This window comes from Jiangella muralis (assembly GCF_001270745.1).
Taxonomy (GTDB): domain Bacteria; phylum Actinomycetota; class Actinomycetes; order Jiangellales; family Jiangellaceae; genus Jiangella; species Jiangella muralis.
This window is the reverse complement of record NZ_KQ434759.1, coordinates 150,956-172,737: the sequence shown is the minus strand read 5'-3', so window position 1 is coordinate 172,737 and position 21,782 is coordinate 150,956. Positions and strand designations below refer to the sequence as shown.

Annotated in this window: 28 protein-coding genes and 3 tRNA genes; 14 read left to right on the top strand and 17 right to left on the bottom strand. The window is 72.6% G+C overall.

The features are described 5' to 3' along the window. Window positions 1–51 precede the first annotated feature (51 nt). From ACW62_RS17205 to ACW62_RS17195, 3 genes are all read left to right on the top strand, one after another. Window positions 52–774 (top strand): hypothetical protein, encoded by a 723-nt coding sequence (locus tag ACW62_RS17205; RefSeq protein WP_053205334.1) that lies wholly within the window; start codon window positions 52–54, stop codon window positions 772–774. Between the two features lie 40 nt (window positions 775–814). After that, complete coding sequence (gene orn / locus ACW62_RS17200) at window positions 815–1,423, top strand: oligoribonuclease (RefSeq protein WP_053205333.1); 609 nt, start codon at window positions 815–817, stop codon at window positions 1,421–1,423. 66 nt (window positions 1,424–1,489) lie between these two features. Continuing rightward, window positions 1,490–1,565: transfer RNA gene (locus ACW62_RS17195), tRNA-His, on the top strand. Between the two features lie 60 nt (window positions 1,566–1,625). Here ACW62_RS17195 and ACW62_RS17190 read toward each other — a convergent pair. The 3 genes from ACW62_RS17190 to ACW62_RS17180 all read right to left on the bottom strand — a co-directional run bounded on the left by ACW62_RS17190 (window position 1,626) and on the right by ACW62_RS17180 (window position 4,645). After that, window positions 1,626–2,075, bottom strand: a complete 450-nt coding sequence (locus tag ACW62_RS17190; RefSeq protein WP_169792072.1) for a hypothetical protein — start codon at window positions 2,073–2,075, stop codon at window positions 1,626–1,628. A gap of 303 nt (window positions 2,076–2,378) precedes the next feature. Then, window positions 2,379–3,965: a sialidase family protein gene (locus ACW62_RS17185; RefSeq protein WP_053205331.1), complete on the bottom strand. Its 1,587-nt coding sequence runs from the start codon at window positions 3,963–3,965 to the stop codon at window positions 2,379–2,381. Window positions 3,966–4,087: 122 nt separating this feature from the next. Further along, window positions 4,088–4,645, bottom strand: a complete 558-nt coding sequence (locus ACW62_RS17180) for a YceI family protein (RefSeq protein WP_053205330.1) — start codon at window positions 4,643–4,645, stop codon at window positions 4,088–4,090. 102 nt (window positions 4,646–4,747) lie between these two features. On the opposite strand from ACW62_RS17180, the gene ACW62_RS17175 reads away from it, so the two are divergent. Then, window positions 4,748–5,224 carry a MarR family winged helix-turn-helix transcriptional regulator gene (locus ACW62_RS17175; protein WP_053205329.1) on the top strand — a complete coding sequence of 159 codons (477 nt, stop codon included), beginning with the start codon at window positions 4,748–4,750 and terminating at the stop codon, window positions 5,222–5,224. Between the two features lie 49 nt (window positions 5,225–5,273). Next, the gene (locus ACW62_RS33230) at window positions 5,274–5,447 is read left to right on the top strand and encodes a CsbD family protein (protein ID WP_083459854.1); all 174 of its coding nucleotides are present in this window, start codon (window positions 5,274–5,276) and stop codon (window positions 5,445–5,447) included. Window positions 5,448–5,494: 47 nt separating this feature from the next. Here ACW62_RS33230 and ACW62_RS17170 read toward each other — a convergent pair whose 3' ends face one another. From ACW62_RS17170 to ACW62_RS17160, 3 genes are all read right to left on the bottom strand, one after another. Next, window positions 5,495–5,872 carry a DUF3592 domain-containing protein gene (locus ACW62_RS17170; protein WP_053205328.1) on the bottom strand — a complete coding sequence of 126 codons (378 nt, stop codon included), beginning with the start codon at window positions 5,870–5,872 and terminating at the stop codon, window positions 5,495–5,497. 8 nt (window positions 5,873–5,880) lie between these two features. Beyond that, the gene (locus tag ACW62_RS17165) at window positions 5,881–6,195 is read right to left on the bottom strand and encodes a DUF3467 domain-containing protein (protein WP_053205327.1); all 315 of its coding nucleotides are present in this window, start codon (window positions 6,193–6,195) and stop codon (window positions 5,881–5,883) included. 350 nt (window positions 6,196–6,545) lie between these two features. Next, a complete protein-coding gene (locus tag ACW62_RS17160; RefSeq protein WP_157574813.1) occupies window positions 6,546–6,815 on the bottom strand; it encodes a hypothetical protein in 270 nt (89 codons plus the stop codon). A gap of 43 nt (window positions 6,816–6,858) precedes the next feature. Here ACW62_RS17160 and ACW62_RS17155 point away from each other — a divergent pair. Next, window positions 6,859–6,931: transfer RNA gene (locus ACW62_RS17155), tRNA-Lys, on the top strand. 12 nt (window positions 6,932–6,943) lie between these two features. Here the strand turns inward: ACW62_RS17155 and ACW62_RS17150 are convergent. Then, on the bottom strand, window positions 6,944–7,405 hold the full coding sequence (locus ACW62_RS17150; RefSeq protein WP_053205325.1) for a nuclear transport factor 2 family protein: 462 nt from the start codon (window positions 7,403–7,405) through the stop codon (window positions 6,944–6,946). After that, entirely contained in the window at window positions 7,405–8,154 is a 750-nt protein-coding gene (locus ACW62_RS17145) for an SDR family oxidoreductase (RefSeq protein WP_053205324.1), read from the bottom strand. The genes ACW62_RS17150 and ACW62_RS17145 overlap by 1 nt, the downstream gene beginning before the upstream one ends. A 59-nt stretch (window positions 8,155–8,213) precedes the next feature. Between ACW62_RS17145 and sigJ the strand changes: the two genes are divergently transcribed. After that, window positions 8,214–9,077: an RNA polymerase sigma factor SigJ gene (gene sigJ / locus ACW62_RS17140; RefSeq protein ID WP_053205323.1), complete on the top strand. Its 864-nt coding sequence runs from the start codon at window positions 8,214–8,216 to the stop codon at window positions 9,075–9,077. Between the two features lie 17 nt (window positions 9,078–9,094). Here sigJ and ACW62_RS17135 read toward each other — a convergent pair whose 3' ends face one another. Continuing rightward, complete coding sequence (locus ACW62_RS17135; RefSeq protein WP_053205322.1) at window positions 9,095–9,307, bottom strand: helix-hairpin-helix domain-containing protein; 213 nt, start codon at window positions 9,305–9,307, stop codon at window positions 9,095–9,097. Window positions 9,308–9,398: 91 nt separating this feature from the next. On the opposite strand from ACW62_RS17135, the gene ACW62_RS17130 reads away from it, so the two are divergent. Continuing rightward, window positions 9,399–9,767, top strand: coding sequence for a DUF2255 family protein (locus tag ACW62_RS17130; protein WP_053205321.1), 369 nt, complete (start codon window positions 9,399–9,401; stop codon window positions 9,765–9,767). 993 nt (window positions 9,768–10,760) lie between these two features. Here ACW62_RS17130 and ACW62_RS17125 read toward each other — a convergent pair. Both ACW62_RS17125 and ACW62_RS17120 read right to left on the bottom strand, forming a co-directional pair. Next, window positions 10,761–11,213 (bottom strand): winged helix-turn-helix transcriptional regulator, encoded by a 453-nt coding sequence (locus ACW62_RS17125; protein WP_053205320.1) that lies wholly within the window; start codon window positions 11,211–11,213, stop codon window positions 10,761–10,763. Beyond that, a complete protein-coding gene (locus tag ACW62_RS17120) occupies window positions 11,210–12,394 on the bottom strand; it encodes a thiolase family protein (RefSeq protein WP_053205319.1) in 1,185 nt (394 codons plus the stop codon). The genes ACW62_RS17125 and ACW62_RS17120 overlap by 4 nt, the downstream gene beginning before the upstream one ends. Window positions 12,395–12,466: 72 nt before the next feature. Here ACW62_RS17120 and ACW62_RS17115 point away from each other — a divergent pair, with 72 nt between their 5' ends. Continuing rightward, a complete protein-coding gene (locus tag ACW62_RS17115) occupies window positions 12,467–12,832 on the top strand; it encodes a metallopeptidase family protein (protein ID WP_053205318.1) in 366 nt (121 codons plus the stop codon). Between the two features lie 323 nt (window positions 12,833–13,155). Beyond that, the gene (locus tag ACW62_RS17110; RefSeq protein WP_053205317.1) at window positions 13,156–13,932 is read left to right on the top strand and encodes an ICP22 family protein; all 777 of its coding nucleotides are present in this window, start codon (window positions 13,156–13,158) and stop codon (window positions 13,930–13,932) included. 3 nt (window positions 13,933–13,935) lie between these two features. Here the strand turns inward: ACW62_RS17110 and ACW62_RS17105 are convergent, their stop codons facing one another. Further along, on the bottom strand, window positions 13,936–14,784 hold the full coding sequence (locus ACW62_RS17105; RefSeq protein ID WP_053205316.1) for a phosphotransferase family protein: 849 nt from the start codon (window positions 14,782–14,784) through the stop codon (window positions 13,936–13,938). Window positions 14,785–14,821: 37 nt separating this feature from the next. On the opposite strand from ACW62_RS17105, the gene ligD reads away from it, so the two are divergent. Then, entirely contained in the window at window positions 14,822–15,754 is a 933-nt protein-coding gene (ligD, locus tag ACW62_RS17100; protein ID WP_053205315.1) for a non-homologous end-joining DNA ligase, read from the top strand. Between the two features lie 296 nt (window positions 15,755–16,050). On the opposite strand, the gene ACW62_RS17095 is transcribed toward ligD, so the two are convergent. The 3 genes from ACW62_RS17095 to ACW62_RS17085 all read right to left on the bottom strand — a co-directional run bounded on the left by ACW62_RS17095 (window position 16,051) and on the right by ACW62_RS17085 (window position 17,922). After that, a complete protein-coding gene (locus ACW62_RS17095) occupies window positions 16,051–17,214 on the bottom strand; it encodes an FUSC family protein (protein WP_053205314.1) in 1,164 nt (387 codons plus the stop codon). Window positions 17,215–17,222: 8 nt separating this feature from the next. After that, window positions 17,223–17,519 carry a GroES family chaperonin gene (locus ACW62_RS17090; RefSeq protein WP_053205373.1) on the bottom strand — a complete coding sequence of 99 codons (297 nt, stop codon included), beginning with the start codon at window positions 17,517–17,519 and terminating at the stop codon, window positions 17,223–17,225. A gap of 67 nt (window positions 17,520–17,586) precedes the next feature. Next, window positions 17,587–17,922 carry a DUF3618 domain-containing protein gene (locus ACW62_RS17085; RefSeq protein WP_157574812.1) on the bottom strand — a complete coding sequence of 112 codons (336 nt, stop codon included), beginning with the start codon at window positions 17,920–17,922 and terminating at the stop codon, window positions 17,587–17,589. A 50-nt stretch (window positions 17,923–17,972) separates the two neighbouring features. On the opposite strand from ACW62_RS17085, the gene bcp reads away from it, so the two are divergent. The 3 genes from bcp (at window position 17,973) to ACW62_RS17070 (ending at window position 20,453) form a co-directional block, all read left to right on the top strand. Then, window positions 17,973–18,452 (top strand): thioredoxin-dependent thiol peroxidase, encoded by a 480-nt coding sequence (gene bcp / locus ACW62_RS17080; protein WP_053205372.1) that lies wholly within the window; start codon window positions 17,973–17,975, stop codon window positions 18,450–18,452. Continuing rightward, on the top strand, window positions 18,449–20,233 hold the full coding sequence (locus tag ACW62_RS17075; RefSeq protein WP_053205312.1) for a DUF8094 domain-containing protein: 1,785 nt from the start codon (window positions 18,449–18,451) through the stop codon (window positions 20,231–20,233). The genes bcp and ACW62_RS17075 overlap by 4 nt, the downstream gene beginning before the upstream one ends. Before the next feature lie 135 nt (window positions 20,234–20,368). Continuing rightward, window positions 20,369–20,453: transfer RNA gene (locus ACW62_RS17070), tRNA-Leu, on the top strand. Here the strand turns inward: ACW62_RS17070 and ACW62_RS33225 are convergent. Both ACW62_RS33225 and ACW62_RS17065 read right to left on the bottom strand, forming a co-directional pair. Next, window positions 20,432–21,028, bottom strand: coding sequence for a hypothetical protein (locus tag ACW62_RS33225; protein WP_083459852.1), 597 nt, complete (start codon window positions 21,026–21,028; stop codon window positions 20,432–20,434). The genes ACW62_RS17070 and ACW62_RS33225 overlap by 22 nt on opposite strands. Beyond that, on the bottom strand, window positions 21,028–21,771 hold the full coding sequence (locus tag ACW62_RS17065; protein ID WP_053205311.1) for a hypothetical protein: 744 nt from the start codon (window positions 21,769–21,771) through the stop codon (window positions 21,028–21,030). The genes ACW62_RS33225 and ACW62_RS17065 overlap by 1 nt, the downstream gene beginning before the upstream one ends. Window positions 21,772–21,782: the final 11 nt, after the last annotated feature.

The window sequence follows — 21,782 nt, the reverse complement described above, 5'->3', positions numbered from 1 at the left end:
CTATGGTGTGCGGCACACCCGATCGTCCGTTCCACGCTGCGAGGAGTACCGGTGGCGAAGCGCCGTCAGGCAGGCCGGCGGGCGGCGAGCCGGTCCGGTGACGCGCCGGATCCCGAGGCGCCGCCCGACGAGACCGCGGACGACGCGCTGGGCGCCGAGCCGTCCGCTGCCGGCCCGCCCGGACCGGTCGATGCCAGGGCCGCGGCACGGGCGGTCGCGGGGGCGCGGGCGGCCGAGCGGTTCGCCGCCGGACGACGCGCGGCCGGGCACACCGGACCCCCGGCGCCCGAGACCGCCGCACCCGACAGCACGGCGTCCTTCCAACGGCCGAACACCCCTGGCGACGCGCCGCTGCGTCCCGGCGCCGAACCGTGGACAGCCTTCCCCGACGCCGTCCCCCGCCCGCGAAGGGCGGGCCGTCAGCCGTCGATGCCGGCGTCGGCGTCCACCCCTTCCACGCCGCACGACCCGCCGCCGCCCGCCGCCACGCCCGGCCCGGAACCCGATCCCGCGCCGCGCCGATCGCTGCCGATCGTCATCCCATCCATAGGCGAGCTGGCCGTCTACGGGTCGCTCGCAGCCGCAGTCGCCGCCGTCGTGATGATCGTGAACGGACGGCCGTACTGGCAGGCCGCCGTGGTTGTCGTGGCGGCTGCCGCGGTGCTCGTCCTGCTCGCCTACGTCGCCGCCCGGTCGCGACCGGATCAGCCTGCGACCGACGCCGCCGACGACGCCGAGCCACCGTCCGCGGGGCGCCGGCGCCGACGGCGCTAGGCGAGATGCCAATAGGGTGGTCGGCGTGACGAACGATCGAATGGTGTGGATCGACTGCGAGATGACCGGCCTCGACCTCGAGCGAGACGCGCTCATCGAGGTGGCCGTGCTCGTGACCGATGCTGAGCTGAACGTCCTCGGCGACGGCGTCGACGTGGTCATCCGCCCGCCCGACGACGCGCTGGAACAGATGAACGACGTCGTGCGCCAGATGCACACCACCAGCGGCCTGCTCACCGAGCTCCCCGGCGGCGTCACCATGGACGAGGCCAACGCCCTGGTCATGCAGTACATCAAGGCGCACGTACCGGAGCCGTCGAAGGCCCAGCTGGCCGGCAACACCGTCCACATGGACCGCCTGTTCCTCGCTCGCGATCTCCCCGAGGTCGAGGGCTGGCTGCACTACCGCAACGTCGACGTGTCGTCGATCAAGGAGCTGGTGCGCCGCTGGTATCCGCGCGTCTACTTCGCCAGCCCGGCCAAGACCGGCAACCACCGCGCGCTCGGCGACATCAAGGATTCCATCGACGAGCTGCGGTACTACCGGCGCACGGTGTTCGTCCCGCTGCCCGGCCCCGACAGCGCCAGCTCGCGGGCCGCCGCCGTCTCCGTCATGAACGAGGCGCGCGGCGAACCCGCCCGCGAATAGCCCGTTCCCGACCACCCCTCCGCGCACCGTATACTTGTTCAGCCGTGCCCCATTGGGGGACGCATGGTGGGTGTAGCTCAGCTGGTAGAGCACCTGGTTGTGGTCCAGGAAGTCGCGGGTTCAAGTCCCGTCACTCACCCCATGTGTGCGAGGTGTGAACCATCGACTGTCGAACCAGTCGGGGTTCACACCTCGCTCTCGTTCATCGCCGTCCGTCATCCTTCTCGTCGGCGAATCCCAGGAAGAGGATGTCGTTCAGATCCTCGGGGTCGCGGGTGTTGTAGCGGAAGCGGACGTGCCGCCCGACCCAGGTGGGGGCGAGCGCGGACGTCGCGCCCCACGCGACCCTCCGACGGATCGTCAGCGGGCCCGCGATCACGGCGCTGATCACGAGGTCGTACGAGGGCGAGAAGTCCCCTCCCCCGGGATCGGTCTCGACCACCTCGTCGACCCTGCCGACAGCCTTGCGGGCGTCGGCGTAAGCCGCTTCCTCCAGGCTCCTCCCCACCCGACCGGCAAGAGCCACGCCGCCGAGCACGACGACCGCCGTGGCCACCAACTGCCAGAGGAAGACTCTGTCGAAGTAGTCCTCGATGCTCATCCCGAGCCCGCCCAGGACGAACGGGAGAAGCAGGCCGCCGGGCAGGAACACGAAGATCACACCCAGGATGAGGCGCGACGCCCAGGTCAGCCGGCGGATGCGCGCTCGAGGCATTCCGATCGACTCCGATCGCGATCACGGCTGGATGCGGGCCCGGGTCTCGGGTGTTCGAGCCCGACTCATCCATGTCTCGGTCTGCCTGTCCGGCTGGCGCCCTCACCGAACAGCCTCCGAGAAGACTACCCGGCGGCCGGAGTCCAGACTCCGCCGTACGTCGCCGCGGAATTGCCAGGCCGAGGCGGCGGCGATGCGAACGGCCCCGTCGAATCCGACGGGGCCGTTCTGCTGTTCCGCTCAGGCGCCGGGGGCGCGCACCCCGAGCTCGGCGAGCACCGCCCAGCCGTTCGACGACGTGATGGTGACGCGGACGGCGTCGGCCATGCCGGGAGCGTCGAACCAGGTGAGGTCGTCACCCCAGCGGACGGCGGAGTCGAGGGTGCCGACGTCACGCCATGCGCCGCCGGAACGCACCGACACCGTCGCCGCCGACGCGTAGCCGGGCTTCAGCGCCACCCCGACCGACGACACCCGCCGGGACTCGGCGAACTCGACGGTGTACGACGCCGGCGCCGCCCGGGGCGCCCAGGCGGCGTCCCAGTACCCGACCACGCCGTCGAGAGCGCCCAGCACGCCCACGCCCGGCCGGCCGGCCTGCACGTGCGTCAGGTCCGTCGACACCGTCGCGGCGCCGGACGACACCAGCGCGGCCAGGTCGACGCGGCGCGGGTCGGGCCGGTCCGGCCGAATCTCGGACACGGAGACGAACGTGCCGACGAGCCGGCTGGCGGCCGAGTCGAAGCCGATGACGAGGACGCGGCCGGGCCGCACCTCGACGACGGCGGGGTTGGCCTGATCGCCGGTCCCGGAGTCCCAGACGAGCTCGCGCGCGGCCCCGTTCCACGGCGACTGTGGCGAGCGGATCACCGCGCCCACCGTCCCGCGCCGGTCGGTGAAGTGCCCGGACAGGTCGCCGTAGGCCAGGAACACCGAACCGTCGCGCAGCACCTCGGTGTGCGCCGACGACGTCACCAGGTCGATCTCCGCCGGCGCCGACCACGTCCGCCCGCCGTCACGCGACCACGACTCCTGCGAGTGCACCGCGCCCATCGTCGACGCGGCCGTGCCGATGCGCAGCAGCGCGTGCACGACGCCGCCGGGCAGCACGGTCAGCACCGGCTCCTGGTAGTGCGTGCTGGTCGCCGACGCGACCATGGACTCCGTCGCCGCCGACCACGTCTCGCCGCCGTCGGTGCTGCGGACGACGGTCGCCTTCTGCCACTTGTCGTCGGGGACGGTGCCGTACAGCGGGATGATCAGGTCGCCGCCGGGCAGCTCCTTGACCTGGCCGTGGCTGCCGTTCCAGCCCAGTTCGTAGGTGTCGACGATGTCCGACTCGCCGCTGAGCATCGACTCCACGACGACCGGCGCCGACCACGTCTCGCCGCCGTCGTCGCTGTGCGCCACGCGGGTGCCCATCGGCTCCGCCGGCGTGACGGAGTAGTCGATCTGGAACCAGCTGAGCAGCAGCCGGCCGGAGGCCAGTTGGGTGATCATCGGGTCGCGGTCGTCGTACTGGCTGTCGTACACGACCTCGGGCTCGGACCACGCCTGGCCGCCGTCGTCGCTGGTCAGCAACAGCAGCCGGCCGTCCTGGCCGGTGTGGCCGGCGCCTTCGCGGGCGACCGCGACGATGGACCCGTCGGCCAGCCGCTCGGCGTTCGGGAAGTGCAGCTTCTTGCCCTGCGCGGCCTGCGCGATGACGACGTCGGGGGTGCCGGGTGACCAGGTCGGCCCGGCGGCGACGCCGTCCGCGCCGCTCGCCGGGGCGCTCAGTAGGCCGAGCGCGACGACGCCGGCCAGCACGATCGGAACGGTTCTCATGGTTCCTCCAGGGGCGGGGGTGCCGATCATGCAATACGGCACACCGTTCCATGTCAACGGAGGAGCACGAGAAGACGCCGCACCCGGGACCTACCCGCGGGTGCGGCGTCGGCGGAGCGGTCTCAGGCCTGCTTGATGGCCGAGATCTCGAACTCCAGCGTGACCTTCTCGCTGACGAGGACGCCGCCGGCCTCGAGCGGGGCGTTCCACATGACGTTCCAGTCCTTGCGGTTGATCACCAGGGAGCCGTCGAAGCCGACGCGCTGGTTGCCGAACGGGTCGGTCGCGGCGCCGGTGAAGTCGAGGTCGAAGGTGACGGGCTTGGTGACGTCCTTGATGGTGAGGTCGCCGGTGACCTGGAACGTCGTCTCGTCCGACTGCTCGACCGAGGTCGACGCGAAGGTGATCTCCGGGTAGGTCTCGACCTCGAAGAAGTCGTTGGTGCGCAGGTGGCCGTCGCGCTGCTCGTTGCGGGTGTCGACGCTGGCGGTCTTGATGACGATGTTGACGGACGAGTTGCGCGGGTCGGCGCCGTCGATGCGGGCTGTACCCTCGAACTCGTTGAAGGCGCCGCGCACCTTGGTCACCATGGCGTGCCGGGCGACGAACCCGAGCCGCGTGTGCGCCACATCCAGCGTGTAGTCGCCGGTCAGCTGGGTCAGGTCGGTCGTGGTGGTCATGTTCGTACTCCTTGCCGGGGGGCTGTGGTCAACTCATTTTGTTGACGCGTCACAGGTTATCGAACTTGGATGACGTGTCAACTATTCCGTACACTGGCATCCATGGCAGAGACACGGTGGCTCGACGATCGGGAGCAGCACGCCTGGCGAGGCTATCTGCGCATGAACACCGTCCTCGGCGCCGCGCTGAGCCGTCAGATGCAGACCGAGTCGATGCTGTCGATGCAGGACTTCGAGGTCCTCGTCCACCTCACCGACATCGACGACGCCCGGCTGCGGGTGTCCGAGCTGGCCAAGGCGATGCGCTGGGAGAAGAGCCGGCTGTCGCACCACCTCAGCCGCATGGAGAAGCGGGGCCTGATCGGCCGCGAGGAGTGCTCGTCCGACGGACGCGGCGCGTTCATCGTCCTCACCCCCGAGGGCCGGGCCGCCATCGAGGCCGCCGCGCCCTCCCACGTCGACGCCGTGCGCCGGCACTTCTTCGCCGTACTCACCGACGACGACGTCAAGGCGCTGAACTCGATCGCCGACCGCGTCATCGCCCGCGTCGAGGCCACCGACACCTGCCCCTCCGAATAGTCCGCGCGGCCCCGGGTACGGGTCAAGGACACACGAGGGAGGGAGACCGATGGGTGCGGACGACAAGCTGAAGAACACCGCAGAGAAGGCCAAGGGCCAGGCCAAAGAGGCGCTCGGCAAGGTCACGGACGACGAGAAGACCGAGACCGAGGGCAAGGCCGAGCAGTCGAAATCCGACCTGAAGCAGGCCGGCGAGAAGGTGAAGGACGCCTTCAAGCGCTGACGCCCCGTCCGCCCCGCCACGCACGCCCGGCGGGGCGGACGCACGTCTCAGATCAGCAGCGTGAAGGCGATCATGGCGGCGGTCGCCAGCAGGATCGCGAAGGCCTCTCCGAACGACACCTGCCCGGGCCTCGCCACCTTGCCGGTCCGGCCGGGAACGTACCGGACGAGGACGGTGTCCCCCTCCTCGTGCTTGCCGGCCACCTCCGACACGTGCTCGACACCGTCGCCGTCCTCGAACCGCACCGTCGACACCCAACGGGTGGTGTTGTCGCCCTGCGGCCCCATCGACCCACGCATCCGGCTCTCGACCACGACGGCCTCGGCCTCCTGCCCGTGCCGGCGCAGCCGCAGCGTCCGCAGCGCCGACCAGCCGGCGGCCGTCAACCCGGCCAAGCCGATGACGATGCGCAGTACGTTGCCCACGGGCTGGCTCAGGAGTCTTCCGGCGGCCGGCGCTTGACGCCGTGGCTGCGCTCCCACATGGACAGCTGCTTCTCCAGGCCCTTCATGATCTCGAAGACCTGGCTCGGCGGCACCCGCACCCGCGTCACCACCCGCGTCGGCACCTTCAGCACGCGGCTCCCGTCCTCGCCGACGGACGGTTTCGGCGGACGCTTCAGGACGGCGAAGTCGAGGACGAAGGAGTCTGCGGTGTGCCAGATGGAGGCGAAGTCGGCGTACGTGCCGGGCTCGACCTCCGCCGGGATGTCGATGTCGTACTCACGGCGTTCGGGCGGGTTGGCCATGCGTTCTACCCTGCCACAGCGGCCCCGCCCGATCAGGCGTCCCGGTCGGCCGTGGCCCGCGCGCCGTTCCGCGCATAGAGAACGAGGCCGGCGGCGAACCAGGCGGCCGCCGCCCACCACGCTCCCGCCGCCGAGGCGGCTGCACCGGCCACGCCCACCAGGCCGTCTCGGCGACCACCGGCTTCGGGGCCGCCCGGTACGCCACACCCACGTACGCCAGCAGCGGCGCCCACGCCCGCGCGGCACCGGCCAGCGCCGTCGCGACCGTGACCATCCCCATACAGGCGACGGTGTTGCGCACCAGCTCGTACGCGCCGTACCGCGCCCGCACGTGCAGCCGGATCACCGGCTCACCGCAGCTCGTCGTGGAGGGCGGCCAGCGCCGTCAGGTCGCAGTCCCGCCCCGCCGTGACATAGCGCTCGATCCAGTCGAACTGCTCGTCGCGCGGCAGTGCGGTCAGCGCCTGGTGCAGGGCTCCGTCGACGGGGTCCTCATGCGGCGAGCGGCTGTCGGCCAGGACGATGTGGCCGCCGCCGTTCGGCGAGGCGACGCCGCTCGAGGCCGGGTCGACGCCGGCCCACAGCGCGGCGGTACGCACGGCGGGCCCGCATCGGTTCACGATTTCAGCTTCCCAGCGCGGGGTGGTAATCTTCAGCGTCGTTGCGCCATTAGCTCAATTGGCAGAGCAGCTGACTCTTAATCAGCGGGTTCGGGGTTCGAGTCCCTGATGGCGCACTCCCCAGCAGGTCATTCAGGTGGCCGCGCTGTGCCCTCCGGCGGTCCGCCGGCCAGCGGGCTGGTGTCCAGGTACAGCACCTCGTCGACCCGCTCGGAGAACTTCCAGCCGTCCGGGGTGCGGCGGTAGCGGTCGTGGTAGACGGAGTGGTTGAGGTGCGACCCGCCGTCGCCCAGCCGGCCGAAGCTCAGCACGTAGGCGCGGCCGGTCGCGGTGTCGCCGTCGAGGCGGACGACGCCCGGGTGCGTGCCCTGCACCAGGTAGTCCCACAGCTCTCCGAGCAGCCGCTCGATCCCGGCCCTGATGGCGTCGCGGCAGGCGAACTCGGCGCCGACCGCGGGGACCCGCCAGACGGCGTCTTCGGTGAACAGTGCCGCGAACCGGTCGTAGTCGCGCATCATCCCGGCGTCGGTGAACTCACCGCGCAGCGCCTCGATCTCGACCCGGTCGGCGGCGGCCTGGAGATCGCTCATCACGCCGCTCCCGACGAGAGCCAGTCGGCGAAGGCCGGGCCGGCGATGACCGCGTCCGGGCCGGGCAGGATCCGGCCCGCCTCGTACAGCACGCTGTCCGGGTCAGCGGGGTCGCTGACGCCCTCGACGCGGGCGGGGTCGCCGCGGTGGGCGAGGACCAGGGCGGCCAGGTCGACGACGTTCTCCACGCGCGGCCCGGCGACCTCCAGCAGGGGCGGCCCGTCCGGAGCGGTCGCCAACTCCGCCGCGGTCTCGGCCACCGCCCGGACGGCGACCGGCTGCCGCACCGATCGAGGCAGGTGGACGACGTCGCCCTGGCGGCCCCAGCCCATCATGGGCTCGACGAACTCGTGGAACAGGTCCGAGCGCAGGATGCGCACCGGGAGCGGCCCGTCCAGCCACGCCCGCTCCTGATCCAGCTTGGCCGCGCCGTAGCCCGTCGTGAGCCGGTCGACCCCGATGATCGACACCACCACGACGCGCTCCACGCCGGCCTCGGCGCCGGCCCGCCGCAGGTTCGCCACGGCGGCACGGAAGAAGGCGGCCGCCTCGTCCCTGTCCGGCGACGGCCCGGTGGCGGCGTCGACGAGGACGTCCGCACCCTTGAGCGCCTCCGCCAGCCCCTCACCGGTGACGACGTCCACTCCGGTGGCGCGCGCGAGCGGCGCCGCGTCGTGCCCGGCCTCGGTCAGCACGTCGACCAGGTGACGCCCGAGTCGACCGGTGCCTCCGGCAACTGCGATCCTCATGTTCAGCTCCTTTGAATCGGCTTCATCACCACGACGGAGCGCGACGGCGGAAGGTAACGGTGGACGGGCTGGCCGAACGGTTCGAGGCGCATCGCGGGCAGTTGCGCGCGGTCGCCTACCGGATGCTGGGCTCACTGAGCGAAGCGGACGACGCGGTGCAGGAGACCTGGCTGCGGCTCAGCCGCACCGACACCAGCGACGTGCGCAACCTCGGCGCGTGGCTGACGACGGTCGTCGGCCGGATCTGCCTCGACCTGCTGCGTTCCCGCACCGCGCGGCGGGAGGAGCCGTTGGACGTCCGGCTCCCGGATCCGGTCCTCAGCCCGGCCGACGGCGTCGACCCGGAACAGGAGGCGCTGCTCGCCGACTCCGTCGGGCTGGCGATGCTGGTGGTGCTGGACACCCTGCAGCCGGCGGAGCGGCTCGCGTTCGTCCTGCACGACACCTTCGCCGTGCCGTTCGACGACATCGGCCCCATCGTCGGGCGCTCGGCGGACGCGGCGAAGATGCTGGCCAGCCGGGCCCGCCGCCGCGTCCAGGCCGCCACGACGGTCCCCGACGCCGACCTGCCGCGCCAGCGCGAGGTCGCCGACGCCTTCCTGGCCGCCGCCCGCGCGGGCGACTTCGACGCGCTCGTCGCCGTGCTCGACCCGGACGTGCTGCTCCGCGGCGACCACGGCGCGCGGCAGGCGTCCGAGCTGATCCGCGGCGCCCACCGGGTCGCCGAGGGCGCGATCCGCTTCGCCGAGGCCGCCCGGCACTCCCGTCCGGTGCTGGTCAACGGGGCGCCTGGCCTGGTCACGGCGCCGGACGGGCGGCCGCTGTCGGTCATGGCGTTCACCATCCGCGGCGGCCGGATCGTCGAGATCGACATCCTCGCCGACCCCGACCGGCTGGCCCGGCTCGACCTGACGGCCGGCTGACGGCTCGAACCGGGTGCTCAGCCGCCGAACGCGAGGCCGCGGGCGGCCAACTCCTCGGTGAGGATGCGGATCGACTTCGGCCCGACGCCGTGGATCGCCAGCAGCTGCGTCGGCGTCACCGAGGTGAGCTGGTCGTAGCGGGTGTAGCCGTGCAGCGCCAGCACGCGACGCGCGGTGCGGCCGATGGCGTGCGGATACTCCGTCGGGACGGGCGAGTCCTCGGGCGGCATGCGTCCCTCCTCGGTCGGCTGCGCCCGATCGTAGCGGCGGCCTCCGACAGTCCCGAGGCATAGGAACGGCCCGGGCGTGGTTGTCACGCTCATGACCGACAGCAGTGCAGCCCTCGACCACCTCGACCGCACGGGCACCGTCCGGCTGGCCACCCGGACCGAGGACGGGCGCGAGATCGTCACCAAGATCTGGGCCGTCGTCGTCGACGGGGAGGCGTACATCCGCAACGGCTACGGCGACTCGTCCAAGTGGTACGCCCGCCTGCGCCGCACCGGCGAGGCCGCGTTCGTCGACGGCGGCGCCAGGTACGACGTCACCGTCCAGCTCGCCGACGACGAGGCGACCAACGCCAAGATCGACGACGCCTACAGCGGCAAGTACGCCGGGTCCGGCTCGTCGCTGCGCATGATGATCACCGGCGACGTCCGCACGACCACCCTCCGCGTCACTCCCGTCTAGCTGAGCGAGTCCGCTTGATCTTGGCTGCGCCGCCTGTGTGGCCGGCCGGGGTCCGCGTTGGCTGGCCGTACCGTGCGCCCGGGTCTGCCGCGTTCGCCGGGGGCCGTGCCGTTGGCCGTCCCCCTGCTGCCCATTTTCTTAGCCGGCAGCACGCGCCTCAAGCGGACCCGGATGGCGCTTCGCGCGGCGGGTGACCGCTTGACCCGCGCACTCCCGGCCAAGAACGGGCACCTATCAGGGGGACGGGGGCAGTCTGGGCACGCCTCACTTCACCCGCGCCGGGTGCGCCTCACCCGCGTGAGCACCACATAGCCGCCGATGACGGCTCTCATTCGGTGCTGCGGCGGGTGACGTGCTCCCCACGCGAGTGACGTCGATGCCCTGGGTCGTCTTCGATGGCCAGAATCGTCCAACGGCGCCCGGAACACGACTCCCGCCATCGAAGACGACTCCGGGAATCGAGGACAACCAACGGTGCGCCGGCAGCAACGACGAACGCCAGCCCAGCCAGGCGAACGGTGCACCGGGCGGGCTCTGCCCGCACCTCCCCCGTCCCCCTGATAGCTGCCCGCACTTAGACCGCGCGCGTGCGGGTCAAGTCCAAGCCCCCAAGCCCAGCGAACGCCGACCACAGCGGCGCGGACTTGAGGCGCACGGGCGCGGCTAAGACAATGGGCAGCAGGGGGACGGCCCACGTGGCCATGACGGCCAACCGCCGCACGACGGCGTACCGCCCACTCACTGTGTGAGATCGCTGCGCCGGCTGGGGCGGATCACTGTTGCCCTGGCAACAGCAACGCCACCCAGCAAGCACAGTGATCCCACCCAGTGACGCGTCAGGGGGCGCACAGTCGTCGCGCCCAACGATGTGGGGATCGATGTGAGATCGCTGCGGAAACGACGCGGCATCACTGTCGCCGACACGACAGTGTTCTCACATCGATCACGCAGCGATCCCACACCGTTGCGCCGGGCCGGCGAGACCAAGCGGAACTAGACCTGGTCGACGCCGCCAAGGCGGAGGAGGCGGGAGGAGCCCGAGTCGACCGGCGAGCCGCAGGCGGCGCACACGGCGGCCAGGTGCAGCTCGGCGCCGCACGAGTGCTCCCACACCGTGGGCGGCGGGCCCGGCGTGACGTAGCGGTCGCCCCAGTCCATCAGCGCCAGCAGCACCGGCTGCAGCGCCCGCCCGGAATGCGTCGCCACGTACTCGTACCGGCGCGGCTGCGACGAGTACGGCCGCTTCTCCAGCACCCCGGCGTCGACGAGGGTGTGCAGCCGGGCGGCCAGGATGTCGCGGCTGCCGCCGGTCGCGGCGGCGATGGCGTCGAAGCGGACGTTCCCCAGCAGCACCTCGCGCAGCACCAGCAGGCTCCACCGCTCCCCCACGACGGCCAGCGCGTTCGCGATCGAGCACTCCCGCGCGGAGCCGCGGACGCCGCTCACGCGGCGCCGTCCAGCCGTTCGACGATGGTCGCGTTGGCCAGGCCGCCGGCCTCGCACATGGCCTGCAGTCCGTACCGCCCGCCGGTCTGCTCGAGCACCGACAGCAAGGTCGTCAGCAGCCGGGCGCCGCTCGCGCCGAGCGGGTGCCCGATGGCGGTGGCGCCGCCGTTGACGTTGACGCGCGCGGGGTCGGCGCCGGTCTCGTCCAGCCAGGCGAGGACGACGCTGGCGAAGGCCTCGTTCACCTCGAATGCGTCGATGTCGGCGAGGCTCAGTCCGGCGCGCGCCAGCACCTTCCGCGTCGCCGGGATGATGCCCAGCAGCATGAGCAGCGGATCGGCGCCGGCGACGGCGAACGTGTGCAGCCGGGCGCGCGGCCGCAGCCCGAGCCGCCGGGCGACGGCGGCTTCCATGATGAGGACGGCCGCCGCACCGTCGTTGACCGGCGACGAGTTGCCGGCGGTGACCTGCCAGCCGATCTCCGGGAACCGCCGCTCCCACACCTCGGCCCGGAACGACGGCGTCAGCCCGGCCAGCGCCTCGGCCGAGGTGTCCGGCCGGACGGACTGGTCGGCGGCGAGGTCGGCGCCGGGCACCTTCACGATCTCGGCCGCGAACCGGCCGTCGCGCCAGGCGGCGGCCGCCCGCTGGTGGCTGGCCAGCGCGAAGGCGTCCAGCCGCTCACGCGGCAGCCGGTAGCGGGCGGCGATCAGCTCGGCGCTGACGCCCTGCGGCACCAGCCCGTCCGGGTACCGCGCCGCGACCCCGGCGCCGAGGAAGTCCTGCCCCGCGGCCTGCGAACCGATCGGGACCCGGCTCATCGACTCGACGCCCGACGCGATGGCGACGTCGTAGGCGCCGCTGAGGACGCCCTGCGCCGCGAAGTGGACGGCCTGCTGGCTGCTGCCGCACTGACGGTCGACGGTGACGGCGGGCACCGACTCGGGGAAGCCGGCGGCCAGCACGGCCCAGCGGGTGGTGTTCGAGCTCTGCTCGCCGATCTGCCCGACGGCGCCGCCGATGACGTCGTCGACGGCGGCGGGGTCGAGGCCGGTGCGGTCGGCGAGCGCACGGAGGACGGTGGCGTGGAGGTCGACGGGGTGGACGGCGGACAGCGCGCCGCCCGGTTTGCCCCTTCCCAGCGGGGTGCGGACCGCGTCGACGATGACTGCTTCTCGCATGAACCCAGTCTAGCTGCTGAGTTGGACTATCCAACTAACTGGCAAACCCACGGGCGGACGTAGACTCGCGGCGTGGACGCCGACTCCATCGACCTCGACGCGTTCGAGGGCATGGTCACGCAGGCCCTGTCCGAACTGCCCGACTGGGTGCAGCGGGCCGTCGCCGACATCGCGATCATGGTCGACGACGAGCCGCCGGCCGACTACCACGGGCGCGGCCTGCTGCTCGGCCAGTTCCACGGGGTGGCCCGGACGCGCATCGGCGGCCGGGTGCCGGGCAGCCTGCCGGACCGCATCGAGCTGTACCGCGTCCCGATCCTGCGGGTCAGCCAGACGCCCGACGACGTCGCGGCCCGGGTGCGGAAGGTGCTCGGGCACGAGATCGGGCACGCGTTCGGCCTCGCCGAGACCCGGCTGCGGGAGCTCGGATGGTACTGACCGGTGGCCGCGGCACACCGTCAAGAAGACTATGTTTACCCAGGCCAGAGGCCCGTGCCGCAACATTCCAGGGCTGTCTACCGTCCGAACGGACCACCCTGGCGGGCTGAACTGACGAAATCTGCCGAACGGCTGTTGCCGCCTCCACCCGCCTGAGTAGGGTTACGCAACTGGGGGGCGATCTGTAGCGGCTTCGTGCGAAATTCGCCAGATCTCCCTCCGGGAACCAGAAGGGATCTCGGTCGATCAGCAGGGCTCGGCAAGAGAAGTCGACGGGACGCCGACGTGGCCACGGAGCCAGGTCCAGCGGTCCCCGATTCGGCGTGTCCCGGCCCACCCCGGCCGCCTGGGTGTTCGAGAAGGTCCGCCGCTACCCGGTCGTCATCGTCTGCGCGTTCGCGGCCACCCTCGGCATCACGCTCGGCAACATGCTGGTGCCCAGCATCGACAGCGCGCTCGGCATCGACCGCATCCCGTCCGCCGAGCAGATCATCGCCTCGCCCGGCGACGACTCCGAGCAGCCGTCCGGCGACGATCCCGGCGAGGCGCCCACCGGCGACGATGAGGGCGGCGACTCCGCCTCCCCCGACCCCGATGACGACGGTGACGGCGGCAGCTCGGGCGCGGGCCACTCCGGCGACGACGACGGCGGCTCGTCCGAAGAGCCCGGGACCGAGCCGGGCGGCGGCGACGGCACCGGCGACCGCGAGCCGTCCGAGGACCCGGGCGAGACCGGCGGCGCCGACGAGACCCCGTCCGGCAACGACCCGCCCGAGCAGCCCGGCGACGACCCCACCGACGTCCCCGGCATCGATTTCCCCACCAACCAGCCGTCCAGTTCGCCCACCGGCGACGACGACCCGACGCCCACCATCAAGCCGACCGCGGGCCAGCCGACCGAAGAGCCGGCGGACGACGACAAGCCGGACGAGGACGACGAGAACGACGGCATCTGCCTCGAGATCGATCTCTCCCCGCTCGAACTGGCGCTCTGCCTGCTCGGCGGCGGCCAGGCCAGCCCGTCGCCGGTCCCGTACCTGCCGACGCCGACGCCGACCACCACGCCCACGCCGACGCCCGAAGCCACGCCGGCCCCCTGACGGTCAGCCGAACGTGCGGTCCAGGTGCGCCAGCCCGAGCCGGGCGTACTCCGCGGCGCCGGTCTCGACGCCGTACGCGATGTCCTCCAGCAGCGCGCACCGCGCGTAGAACGCGACCCGCTCGGAGCCGACGGCGTCCCGGTCGCCGCCGTACGAGGCGATGATCCGCTCGACGACGTCCGGGCCGAGGTCGCGGTACAGCCGGCCGAGATCGACGGCGGGATCGGTGACCGCCGCGTCGGTCCAGTCGATGACGCCGCTCAGCGCGCCGCCGTCGACCAGCAGGTGCTCGGCGCCGAGGTCGGCGTGACAGAACGTCGGCCGCCGCGGCGGTCCTGGTGGCGGCGCGGCGAGGAACGCCTCGACCCGGCGCCGGCCGGCCGGCCCGATGACCGCGGCCGCCGTCTCGTACGACGCCGCCGCGTCGGCCAGCCACACCGCGCCCGGCGTGTCGTCGGCCTCGACCAGCGCGGACAGGGTGCCGTGCGCGTCGGCGTGCAGGCCGGTGAGGAACCGCGCGAGCGGCTCGGCCAGCGCCGCCGGCGCCGCGACCGGGTGGAACAGCAGCGGCGTGCCGGGCAGCCGGCGGTAGGCGAGGATCCCGGTCGGCTCATCGACGAACACCGGCTCCGGCACCGGCAGGCTGGACACCGCCGCGACCGCCGTCAGCAGCGCCGCCTCGCGCTGGGCCGCCGCGAGCCGCGTCACCGGGTCGTCGGACCGGGACCGGCGCAGCACCAGGTCGCCGGCGGCGAAGGCGACGTTGTCCGCCCCGGCGCCGAGCGGCACGACCGCCGTGTCGGCGTGAGACGGCAGCTGGCGGCGCAGCGCCACGCGGATGTCGTCGAGCATCTGGCGAACGTACCCGGCGTCGGCGAGACTGCAAGGCATGCCGAGCAAGGTCAACGTCGACGTCGAGGGCCGCACCCTGGGTCTGAGCAACCTCGAGAAGGTGCTCTACCCGGAGACCGGGACGACCAAGGGCGAAATCATCCAGTACTACACGCATGCGGCGTCCGTGCTGCTGCCGCACCTGCGCGACCGCCCGGTCACCCGCAAGCGCTGGCCCAACGGCGTCGAGGAGGCCAACTTCTTCGAGAAGAACGCTCCGCGCGGCACGCCGCCGTGGGTGCGGACGGCCGAACTGCCGTCGCCCGGCTCGACGATGGACCGCGAGACCGTCGTCTACGTCATGGCCGACGACCTCCCGACACTGGTGTGGCTGGCCAACCTCGCCGTCCTCGAGCTGCACGTGCCGCAGTGGACCGTCGATGCTTCCGGTGCGGGGACCAACCCCGACCGCCTCGTCGTCGACCTCGACCCCGGCGAGCCGGCCAACATCATCCAGTGCTGCCAGGTCGCGCTGCTGCTGGGCGAGCTGTTCGACGACGCCGGCCTGCCGTCGTACCCGAAGACCAGCGGGTCGAAGGGCATGCAGATGTACGTCGCGCTGGACGGCTCGGCGACGGACGACGAGGTCAGCGGGTACGCCCGCGGGCTGGCGCAGCGGCTGGAGCAGGAGCACCCGAAGCTGGTCATCTCGCGCATGGAGCGGGCGGCGCGCGGCGGCAAGGTGTTCATCGACTGGTCGCAGAACAACTCCGCCAAGACGACCATCGCGCCGTACTCCGTCCGCGGCCGGGCCCGCCCGACCGTGTCGACGCCGGTCACGTGGGACGAGGTCGAGGCCGGCGCCCGCTCGACGGCGACCAAGCGGCTGCCGCTGCAGTTCGACATCGACGACGTCCTCGCCCGCCTCGCCGACGACGGCGACCTCCTCGCGCCCATGCTCGACGAGGCCCACGTACTCCCCACCGGCTGACCAGACCGCGCCGCGGAAGACGCGGACACCGGTGACGTCGCGAGGGCGTAGACACCACCGCCAACAGTTGGCGCCTGCGTCAACACGGGCGACCACACCCCACCTCGCCGACGACGGCGACCTGCTCGCGCCCATGCTCGACGAGGCCCACGCACTCCCCACCGGCTGACCAGACCGCGCCGCGGAAGACGCGGACACCGGTGACGTCGCGAGGGCGTAGACACCACCGCCAACAGTTGGCGCCTGCGTCAACACGGGCGACCGCACCCCACCTCGCCCAGGCGCGAGCCGCACCGTCAGCCGTAGCTGACCGGGCCCTCCGGCAGGCCGGGCAGCAGCTCCAGCACCTCGTCGCGGGTCAGGCCGGTCGCCAGCAGCACGTCGACGGCGAGGGAGCGGATCTGGGCGATCACGATCTGCCCGGCGAAGCCGCCGGTGTGGTCCAGCGCCTCGGTCGCCATGCGGGCGGACTCGACGGCCGACACCCGGGCCTCGCGCGGCTCGTCACCGCGTTCGAGGTCGATGCGCAGCAGCCGGACGGCGCCGGCCAGCGCCCGCAGCGACTGCGGCAGCACCTTCGGGACCGGCTCGTCGCGCTGCAGCAGGCTGATGACGTGCCGCACCAGGACGCGGGTGTTGCGGGTCATGTGGTCCAGCGGCGTGGCGACGTCGAGGTAGGCGGCGAGGTGGCCGCGCTTCTGCCAGCGCACGGGCGCGATGCGGGCGACCTCGTTGGCGCCCTCCAGCGCGGAGTGCATGGCGTCGACGTCGGCCTGGGTGTCGCGGGCCCGCTCCAGCGCCTCGGTGGCGGCGGTGCGGTCGTGCCCGGCCAGCGCCTGGGCCGCGGACTCCATCACCTCGGCGACGGTGGTGAGCAGCGGGTCGATCTGCCGCCGCGCCGCCGCGACCGGGTTGAGCGGCAGCAGCAGGATGCTGATCGCCAGCCCGACGCCGCAGCCGACGAGCGCGTCGACGAAGCGGTCGAGGTCGAGCCCGCCGGGATCGGCCGGTGCCAGCGCGACGACCAGCACGGCCGACGCGCCGGCCTGGGTGATGATGAGCGCGCCGCTACCGACCAGCACCGCCGCGACCATCGCCAGCGCCACCACGAGCGCGAGCTGCACGACGCCGCCGCCGATCCACGACACCAGCAGGTCGCCGACCAGCACCCCGACCGCGACGCCGCCGACCAGCTCCAGCACCCGCGGCAGCCGCTGCCCGAGCCCGCCGCCGAGGATGATCAGCGCGGAGATCGGCGCGAAGAACGGCTGTGCGTGGTCGATCGGCGGGATCGTCGCCAGCCACCAGGCCAGCGCCGCGCCGAGCGCCGACTGGACGATCGGCAGCGCGGTGAGCCGGACCCGTCGCAACCGCGTGCCGGCGCTCTCCTTGGACCGCTGCGCCAGCGCGTCGAGCCCTTCGTCGCGCCACGGCGACGGGTTCTCGGGCGGTCCGGGCATGGCCGGCGCTACAGGTAGAGGCCGGTCTGGCCGTCGCCGATCCGCTCGGACGCGACGGCGTGCAGGTCGCGCTCGCGCAGCAGCACGTACGTCTCGCTGCGGACCTCGACCTCGGCCTTGTCCTCGGGGTCGAACAGCACGCGGTCACCGGTCTCGACGGTGCGCACGTTCGCGCCCACCGCGACGACCCGGGCCCAGGCCAGCCGGCGGCCCATGGCGGCCGTGGCGGGGATGACGATGCCGGCGGACGACCGGCGCTCGCCGTCCTCGCCGTCCTGCGAGACCAGCACGCGGTCGTGCAGCATGCGGATGGGCAGCTTGTCGGGGTCCTGGGAGGTCACAACAGTAGAGGGTACGTCCGGACGGCGGTGGTCAGCGCCGTCGTGCCCGCCAGAGCAGCAGCCCGACCACGAGCGCCGCACCGGCGACGGCGCCGAGCACCTCCAGCCGCGGGTTGCCCTCGGGCGTCGTCAGCCGTGCCCGCAGGCCCGCCGTCGACTCCTTGACCAGCCGGGACGGCGCCAGGCGCGCGGTCAGCTCGTCGACGTTGGCGGCCAGCCGGTCGGTGCGTGCGGCGATCTCGGTCTCGATCTGGCGCACGCTGCGGCCGCGTTTGGCCAGCTCGGCCTGCACCTCGGGCGCCATGGGCATCGGCTGGCGCGAGGCCGGCAGCACGGGCTCGGTCGGTCTCTGATCCGCGGCGGACACGGATCTACCGTACCGATGCGGCCGCCCACCCGTATGGATACGGTGTGAACGTGACTGACTCGCGACTCTCTCCGGGCGACGCCGCGCCCGAATTCACCCTCCCCGACGCCGACGGAAAGCCCGTCTCCCTCGCCGACTACCGGGGGCAGCGGGTCGTCGTCTACTTCTACCCCGCCGCGATGACTCCGGGCTGCACCACGCAGGCCTGCGACTTCCGCGACAACCTCGCGTCGCTGCAGGGTGCCGGGTACGCCGTCCTGGGCGTCTCGCCCGACGCGCCGGCCAAGCTGGCGACGTTCCGCGAGCGCGACCACCTCACCTTCCCGCTGCTGTCCGACGTCGACCGCTCGACGCTCGAGGCGTACGGCGCGTTCGGCGAGAAGAAGCTGTACGGCAAGGTCGTGCAGGGCGTCATCCGGTCGACGTTCGTCATCGACGCCGACGGCAAGGTCGAGAAGGCCATGTACAACGTCAAGGCGACGGGGCACGTCGCCAAGCTCCGGCGCGACCTGGGGCTCGACGCGGCGTGACACGTGCCCGCCTGCGCACCGTCCTCGCCGTCGCGCTGATCGTCCTCGGCACGCCGCTGCTGCTCGCCGGCGCCGCGACCGCCGTCTACGTCGGTCCCGACGACACCGTCGAGTACGCGCGCGCCGACGTCGGCGGCGAGGGCTCCGTCGCGGCCACCGCGGTGGGCATCGCGACGGTCACCGGCCCGGTGCTGCACGTCAGCGCGCGGATGGCCGACGACGGCGACGTGTTCGTAGGCGTCGGGCACCGCATCCACGTCGACTCCTACCTCGACGGCGTGGCGCAGCAGACGGTGACGGCCGCGGACCTGCGCGGCGAGGTGACGTCGTCGTCGGAGGACGGTTCGCCCGCTCCGGCGGCGCCGCCCGGTGACCTGGACTGGTGGGAGTCCAGCGCGTCCGGGTCGGGCTGGCGCGGCGTGTCGTACGAGTTGACGGACGAGCCGGTGCGGGTCGTCGTCATGTCGCCGTCGGCGTCCGGGGAGCCGCTGGACGTCGAGCTGAGCCTCGGGGTCGAGGTCGACGGCATCTTCGTCACCGCCGTGCTGGTGGGCGTGGGCGGGCTGCTGCTGATCGGCGCCGGCGTGCTGCTGATCTGGCTGCGGCGGCGACGGCGCAAGCGGGAGCGCGCGCTACGCGTCGTTCCCGACGAGGAGAAGGACGAGGCCCCGAAGCCGCCCCCGGACGAGCCGGGCGAGAAGGACCCGAAGGACGAGCAGCCCGCGCCGGAGCCGGAGAAGGTCGCGACCGTCACGCCGCTGCCGAAGCGGCCACTGCCCGAGCGCACCCCGCCGCCTCCGGCGCCCGCGCCGCCGCCGAAGCCGTCCGCCCGCATCGCCGTCGTGCTCGGGCTGACCGGGCTGGTGACGGCGTGCGCGCAGGTGCCCGGCGAGATCGACGCGGGCGCGCGCGACGCGCTGATCCCGGCCATCACATCCGACCGCGCGGAGGGGTTCTTCGAGCAGTACAACGAGGTCGTCGGCGCGGCGGCGAGCGGCTCCGGCGACGCCCCGCTGGCCGACGTCGAGGGCGGCGCGCTGCTGGCGACGTCGCAGTTCGCGGCCGAGGAGCAGGCCGCCACCGGCGCCGTGCCGGAGGGCCCGCCGTCCGCCGTCACCCCGTCCGTCGTGCTGTCGCCGCAGGTCGGCGAGTACCCGATGTGGGCGATCGTCACCGGCCAGTCGTCCGCCGGCGGCGCCCCGTCGTGGTTCCTGCTCACCCGCGAGAACGCCGCGTCACCGTGGCTGGCCAGCCTCGCCGTGCACCCCGCCGAGGGCACGTCCGTCACCGCGCCGCTCACGGCCGACGGCGCCGCCGTCGTCGCCGACGACGACGCCACCCGCCGCGGCGACGAGGTGCTGGAGGCGCTGCGGGCCTACGGCGAGACCGGTGAGGAGCCCGAGGGCATCGACCTCACCCTCGCCGACGGCCTCACCAACCTGCCGGCGCACGGCCTGCAGCTCGGCACCGCGCCACCCGAGTTCGGCACCGCGACCCGCAGCTGCGCCGTCGAGGACGCCGGCCGGACCCACTGGCTGCAGACTGAGTACGGCGCCGTCACCCTGGCGTCGATCAGCTGCACCCAGTCGGTGACGGTGAACCCCGGCTACTCGGTGGTCATCGAGGCGGCCGGCCTGGGCACCATCCCCGGCGGGTCGCAGATCTCGCAGGCCGAGATCTCCCAGAACGCCACCTTCATCCTCTCCGTCGACACCGACGGCTCGGCGACGGTGATCGGGCAGCGCATGCAGCCCATCGGCATGACCTGGTCGCTCCCCTGACCCTGTCGGTGGCGCCACGTAAAGTCATCACGTGAAGTACACCCCCGAGGCTCTCGCCGCCGTCGTCGCAGCGTCGACGAGCGTCGCGGGCGTGCTGCGCGGTCCTGAGCCCACGTGCCCTACGATGGCCGGTGCGCGGGAGTGGCGGAATTGGCAGACGCGCGACGTTTAGGCCGTCGTGTCTTCGGACGTAGGGGTTCAAGTCCCCTCTCCCGCACCAGGGCTTCGGCTCTCGGCGGTGGGGATGTTCAGCTGATCGCCGACGATCACCAGGATGTCGGGGATGGAAGCGGTCATCGCCAGCCGGCGCACCGCCTCGCGCGTGACGGCGTGATCGGCCAGGGCTCGCCACACGTCCTGGGGTGAGTCCGCCGCCGCGGGGATGGCCCCGGCGACGGACGCGGCGATCAGGAGTTCCGCGAGCTGACCGCCCAGCACCGACAGCTGCTCGGCCTCGTGACGGGCATGCTTGCGCAACCGCTCGCCCGCCTCGACCAGAGTCCGCAGCGCCACCGCCTGAGCGAACCGTCGCCGCCCTCCGCCGCCGTGCGTGCCGGCGTCGACCCGGAGTCGCACGCCACGCATCGCCGCGGCCAGCTCGGCTCGCAGCGTCAAGGTCTCGTTCACGTCGACGACCTGGCCGAGCACCGCGTACGTCCTCGCGGTCTCGGTGAGGAAGTCGGACGCGAGCGCGGCCGAGTCCCATGCCGCCGATGCACTCGCGCCCAGCGCCGCGTTGCACGCCTCGAGCAACCGCTCGTACTCCTGCAGCCGGTGCCGGCGGAAGACCGCCATCACTCGAAGTCCACGATCGTCGTCGTCGCGCCGCCATCAGTCCGGATCTCGCGCAGGAAGAACCCCTCCTCCACCAATTCGGCCTTGATGGTGAAGACCGACGACGGCGAACCCTCGGTGGCGACGACGTGCGTCAGCGGACTCACCCGCAGGTGGCCCAGCCGCGCGTGCTCCACCACGGTGTGCTCGTGGACGAGGTCGGCCACCACGGGCGTGGACGCGGTGAGCTCCCTCGCCGCGTTCGCCGAGCGCACCAGGTCGGGGACGGCGCGCGATTCCATCAGGACCGCCCGGAACACCGTCGGCCACCGTTCCCGCACGATGCTCTCCGGCGTCAAGGGGTGAGCGTTCGCCGCGAGCTCGTCATAGAACTCCGCCATGGCCTGCCGTGTCTGCGCGCCGGGACGCGCACCGTCAGGGCGAGAGATGTCGGGCCCGAGGCCGAGGGCTTCTCGCTCCAGGACAGCCCGCGCCCGCCCGGCTTCGGCCAGCACGGCCCGTTCGAATGCCTCGCGCTCCATCGCGAACCGGACCACCTGCCTGACCTCGACGTCGCTGACGAGAACCGGGATCGTCAGCTCCAGGTTGGCGATCCGGAACCGGGGCGTCGAGAAGTCCGCGAAGTCCGGATCCCCTCGTCGCCGCTCGGCGACCTGCCTCGAGTACCCGTCGGCGAGCTCCCGGCCCTTGACGGCTTCGGCGAAGCAGAACCCGAGGTAGTCGCTGAGCGCAACATCACGCATGTCATCTCCCG

What these genes read in the sequence shown, in the direction of transcription:
- orn (WP_053205333.1), top strand. Translation starts at nt 815, where the DNA reads ATGGTGTGGATCGACTGCGAGATGACCGGCCTCGACCTCGAGCGAGAC.
- ACW62_RS17185 (WP_053205331.1), bottom strand. Translation starts at nt 3,965, where the DNA reads ATGAGAACCGTTCCGATCGTGCTGGCCGGCGTCGTCGCGCTCGGCCTA.
- ACW62_RS17180 (WP_053205330.1), bottom strand. Translation starts at nt 4,645, where the DNA reads ATGACCACCACGACCGACCTGACCCAGCTGACCGGCGACTACACGCTG.
- ACW62_RS17175 (WP_053205329.1), top strand. Translation starts at nt 4,748, where the DNA reads ATGGCAGAGACACGGTGGCTCGACGATCGGGAGCAGCACGCCTGGCGA.
- ACW62_RS33230 (WP_083459854.1), top strand. Translation starts at nt 5,274, where the DNA reads ATGGGTGCGGACGACAAGCTGAAGAACACCGCAGAGAAGGCCAAGGGC.
- ACW62_RS17165 (WP_053205327.1), bottom strand. Translation starts at nt 6,195, where the DNA reads ATGGCCAACCCGCCCGAACGCCGTGAGTACGACATCGACATCCCGGCG.
- ACW62_RS17150 (WP_053205325.1), bottom strand. Translation starts at nt 7,405, where the DNA reads ATGAGCGATCTCCAGGCCGCCGCCGACCGGGTCGAGATCGAGGCGCTG.
- ACW62_RS17145 (WP_053205324.1), bottom strand. Translation starts at nt 8,154, where the DNA reads ATGAGGATCGCAGTTGCCGGAGGCACCGGTCGACTCGGGCGTCACCTG.
- ACW62_RS17135 (WP_053205322.1), bottom strand. Translation starts at nt 9,307, where the DNA reads ATGCCGCCCGAGGACTCGCCCGTCCCGACGGAGTATCCGCACGCCATC.
- ACW62_RS17130 (WP_053205321.1), top strand. Translation starts at nt 9,399, where the DNA reads ATGACCGACAGCAGTGCAGCCCTCGACCACCTCGACCGCACGGGCACC.
- ACW62_RS17120 (WP_053205319.1), bottom strand. Translation starts at nt 12,394, where the DNA reads ATGCGAGAAGCAGTCATCGTCGACGCGGTCCGCACCCCGCTGGGAAGG.
- ACW62_RS17105 (WP_053205316.1), bottom strand. Translation starts at nt 14,784, where the DNA reads ATGCTCGACGACATCCGCGTGGCGCTGCGCCGCCAGCTGCCGTCTCAC.
- ligD (WP_053205315.1), top strand. Translation starts at nt 14,822, where the DNA reads ATGCCGAGCAAGGTCAACGTCGACGTCGAGGGCCGCACCCTGGGTCTG.
- ACW62_RS17095 (WP_053205314.1), bottom strand. Translation starts at nt 17,214, where the DNA reads ATGCCCGGACCGCCCGAGAACCCGTCGCCGTGGCGCGACGAAGGGCTC.
- ACW62_RS17090 (WP_053205373.1), bottom strand. Translation starts at nt 17,519, where the DNA reads ATGCTGCACGACCGCGTGCTGGTCTCGCAGGACGGCGAGGACGGCGAG.
- ACW62_RS33225 (WP_083459852.1), bottom strand. Translation starts at nt 21,028, where the DNA reads ATGGCGGTCTTCCGCCGGCACCGGCTGCAGGAGTACGAGCGGTTGCTC.
- ACW62_RS17065 (WP_053205311.1), bottom strand. Translation starts at nt 21,771, where the DNA reads ATGCGTGATGTTGCGCTCAGCGACTACCTCGGGTTCTGCTTCGCCGAA.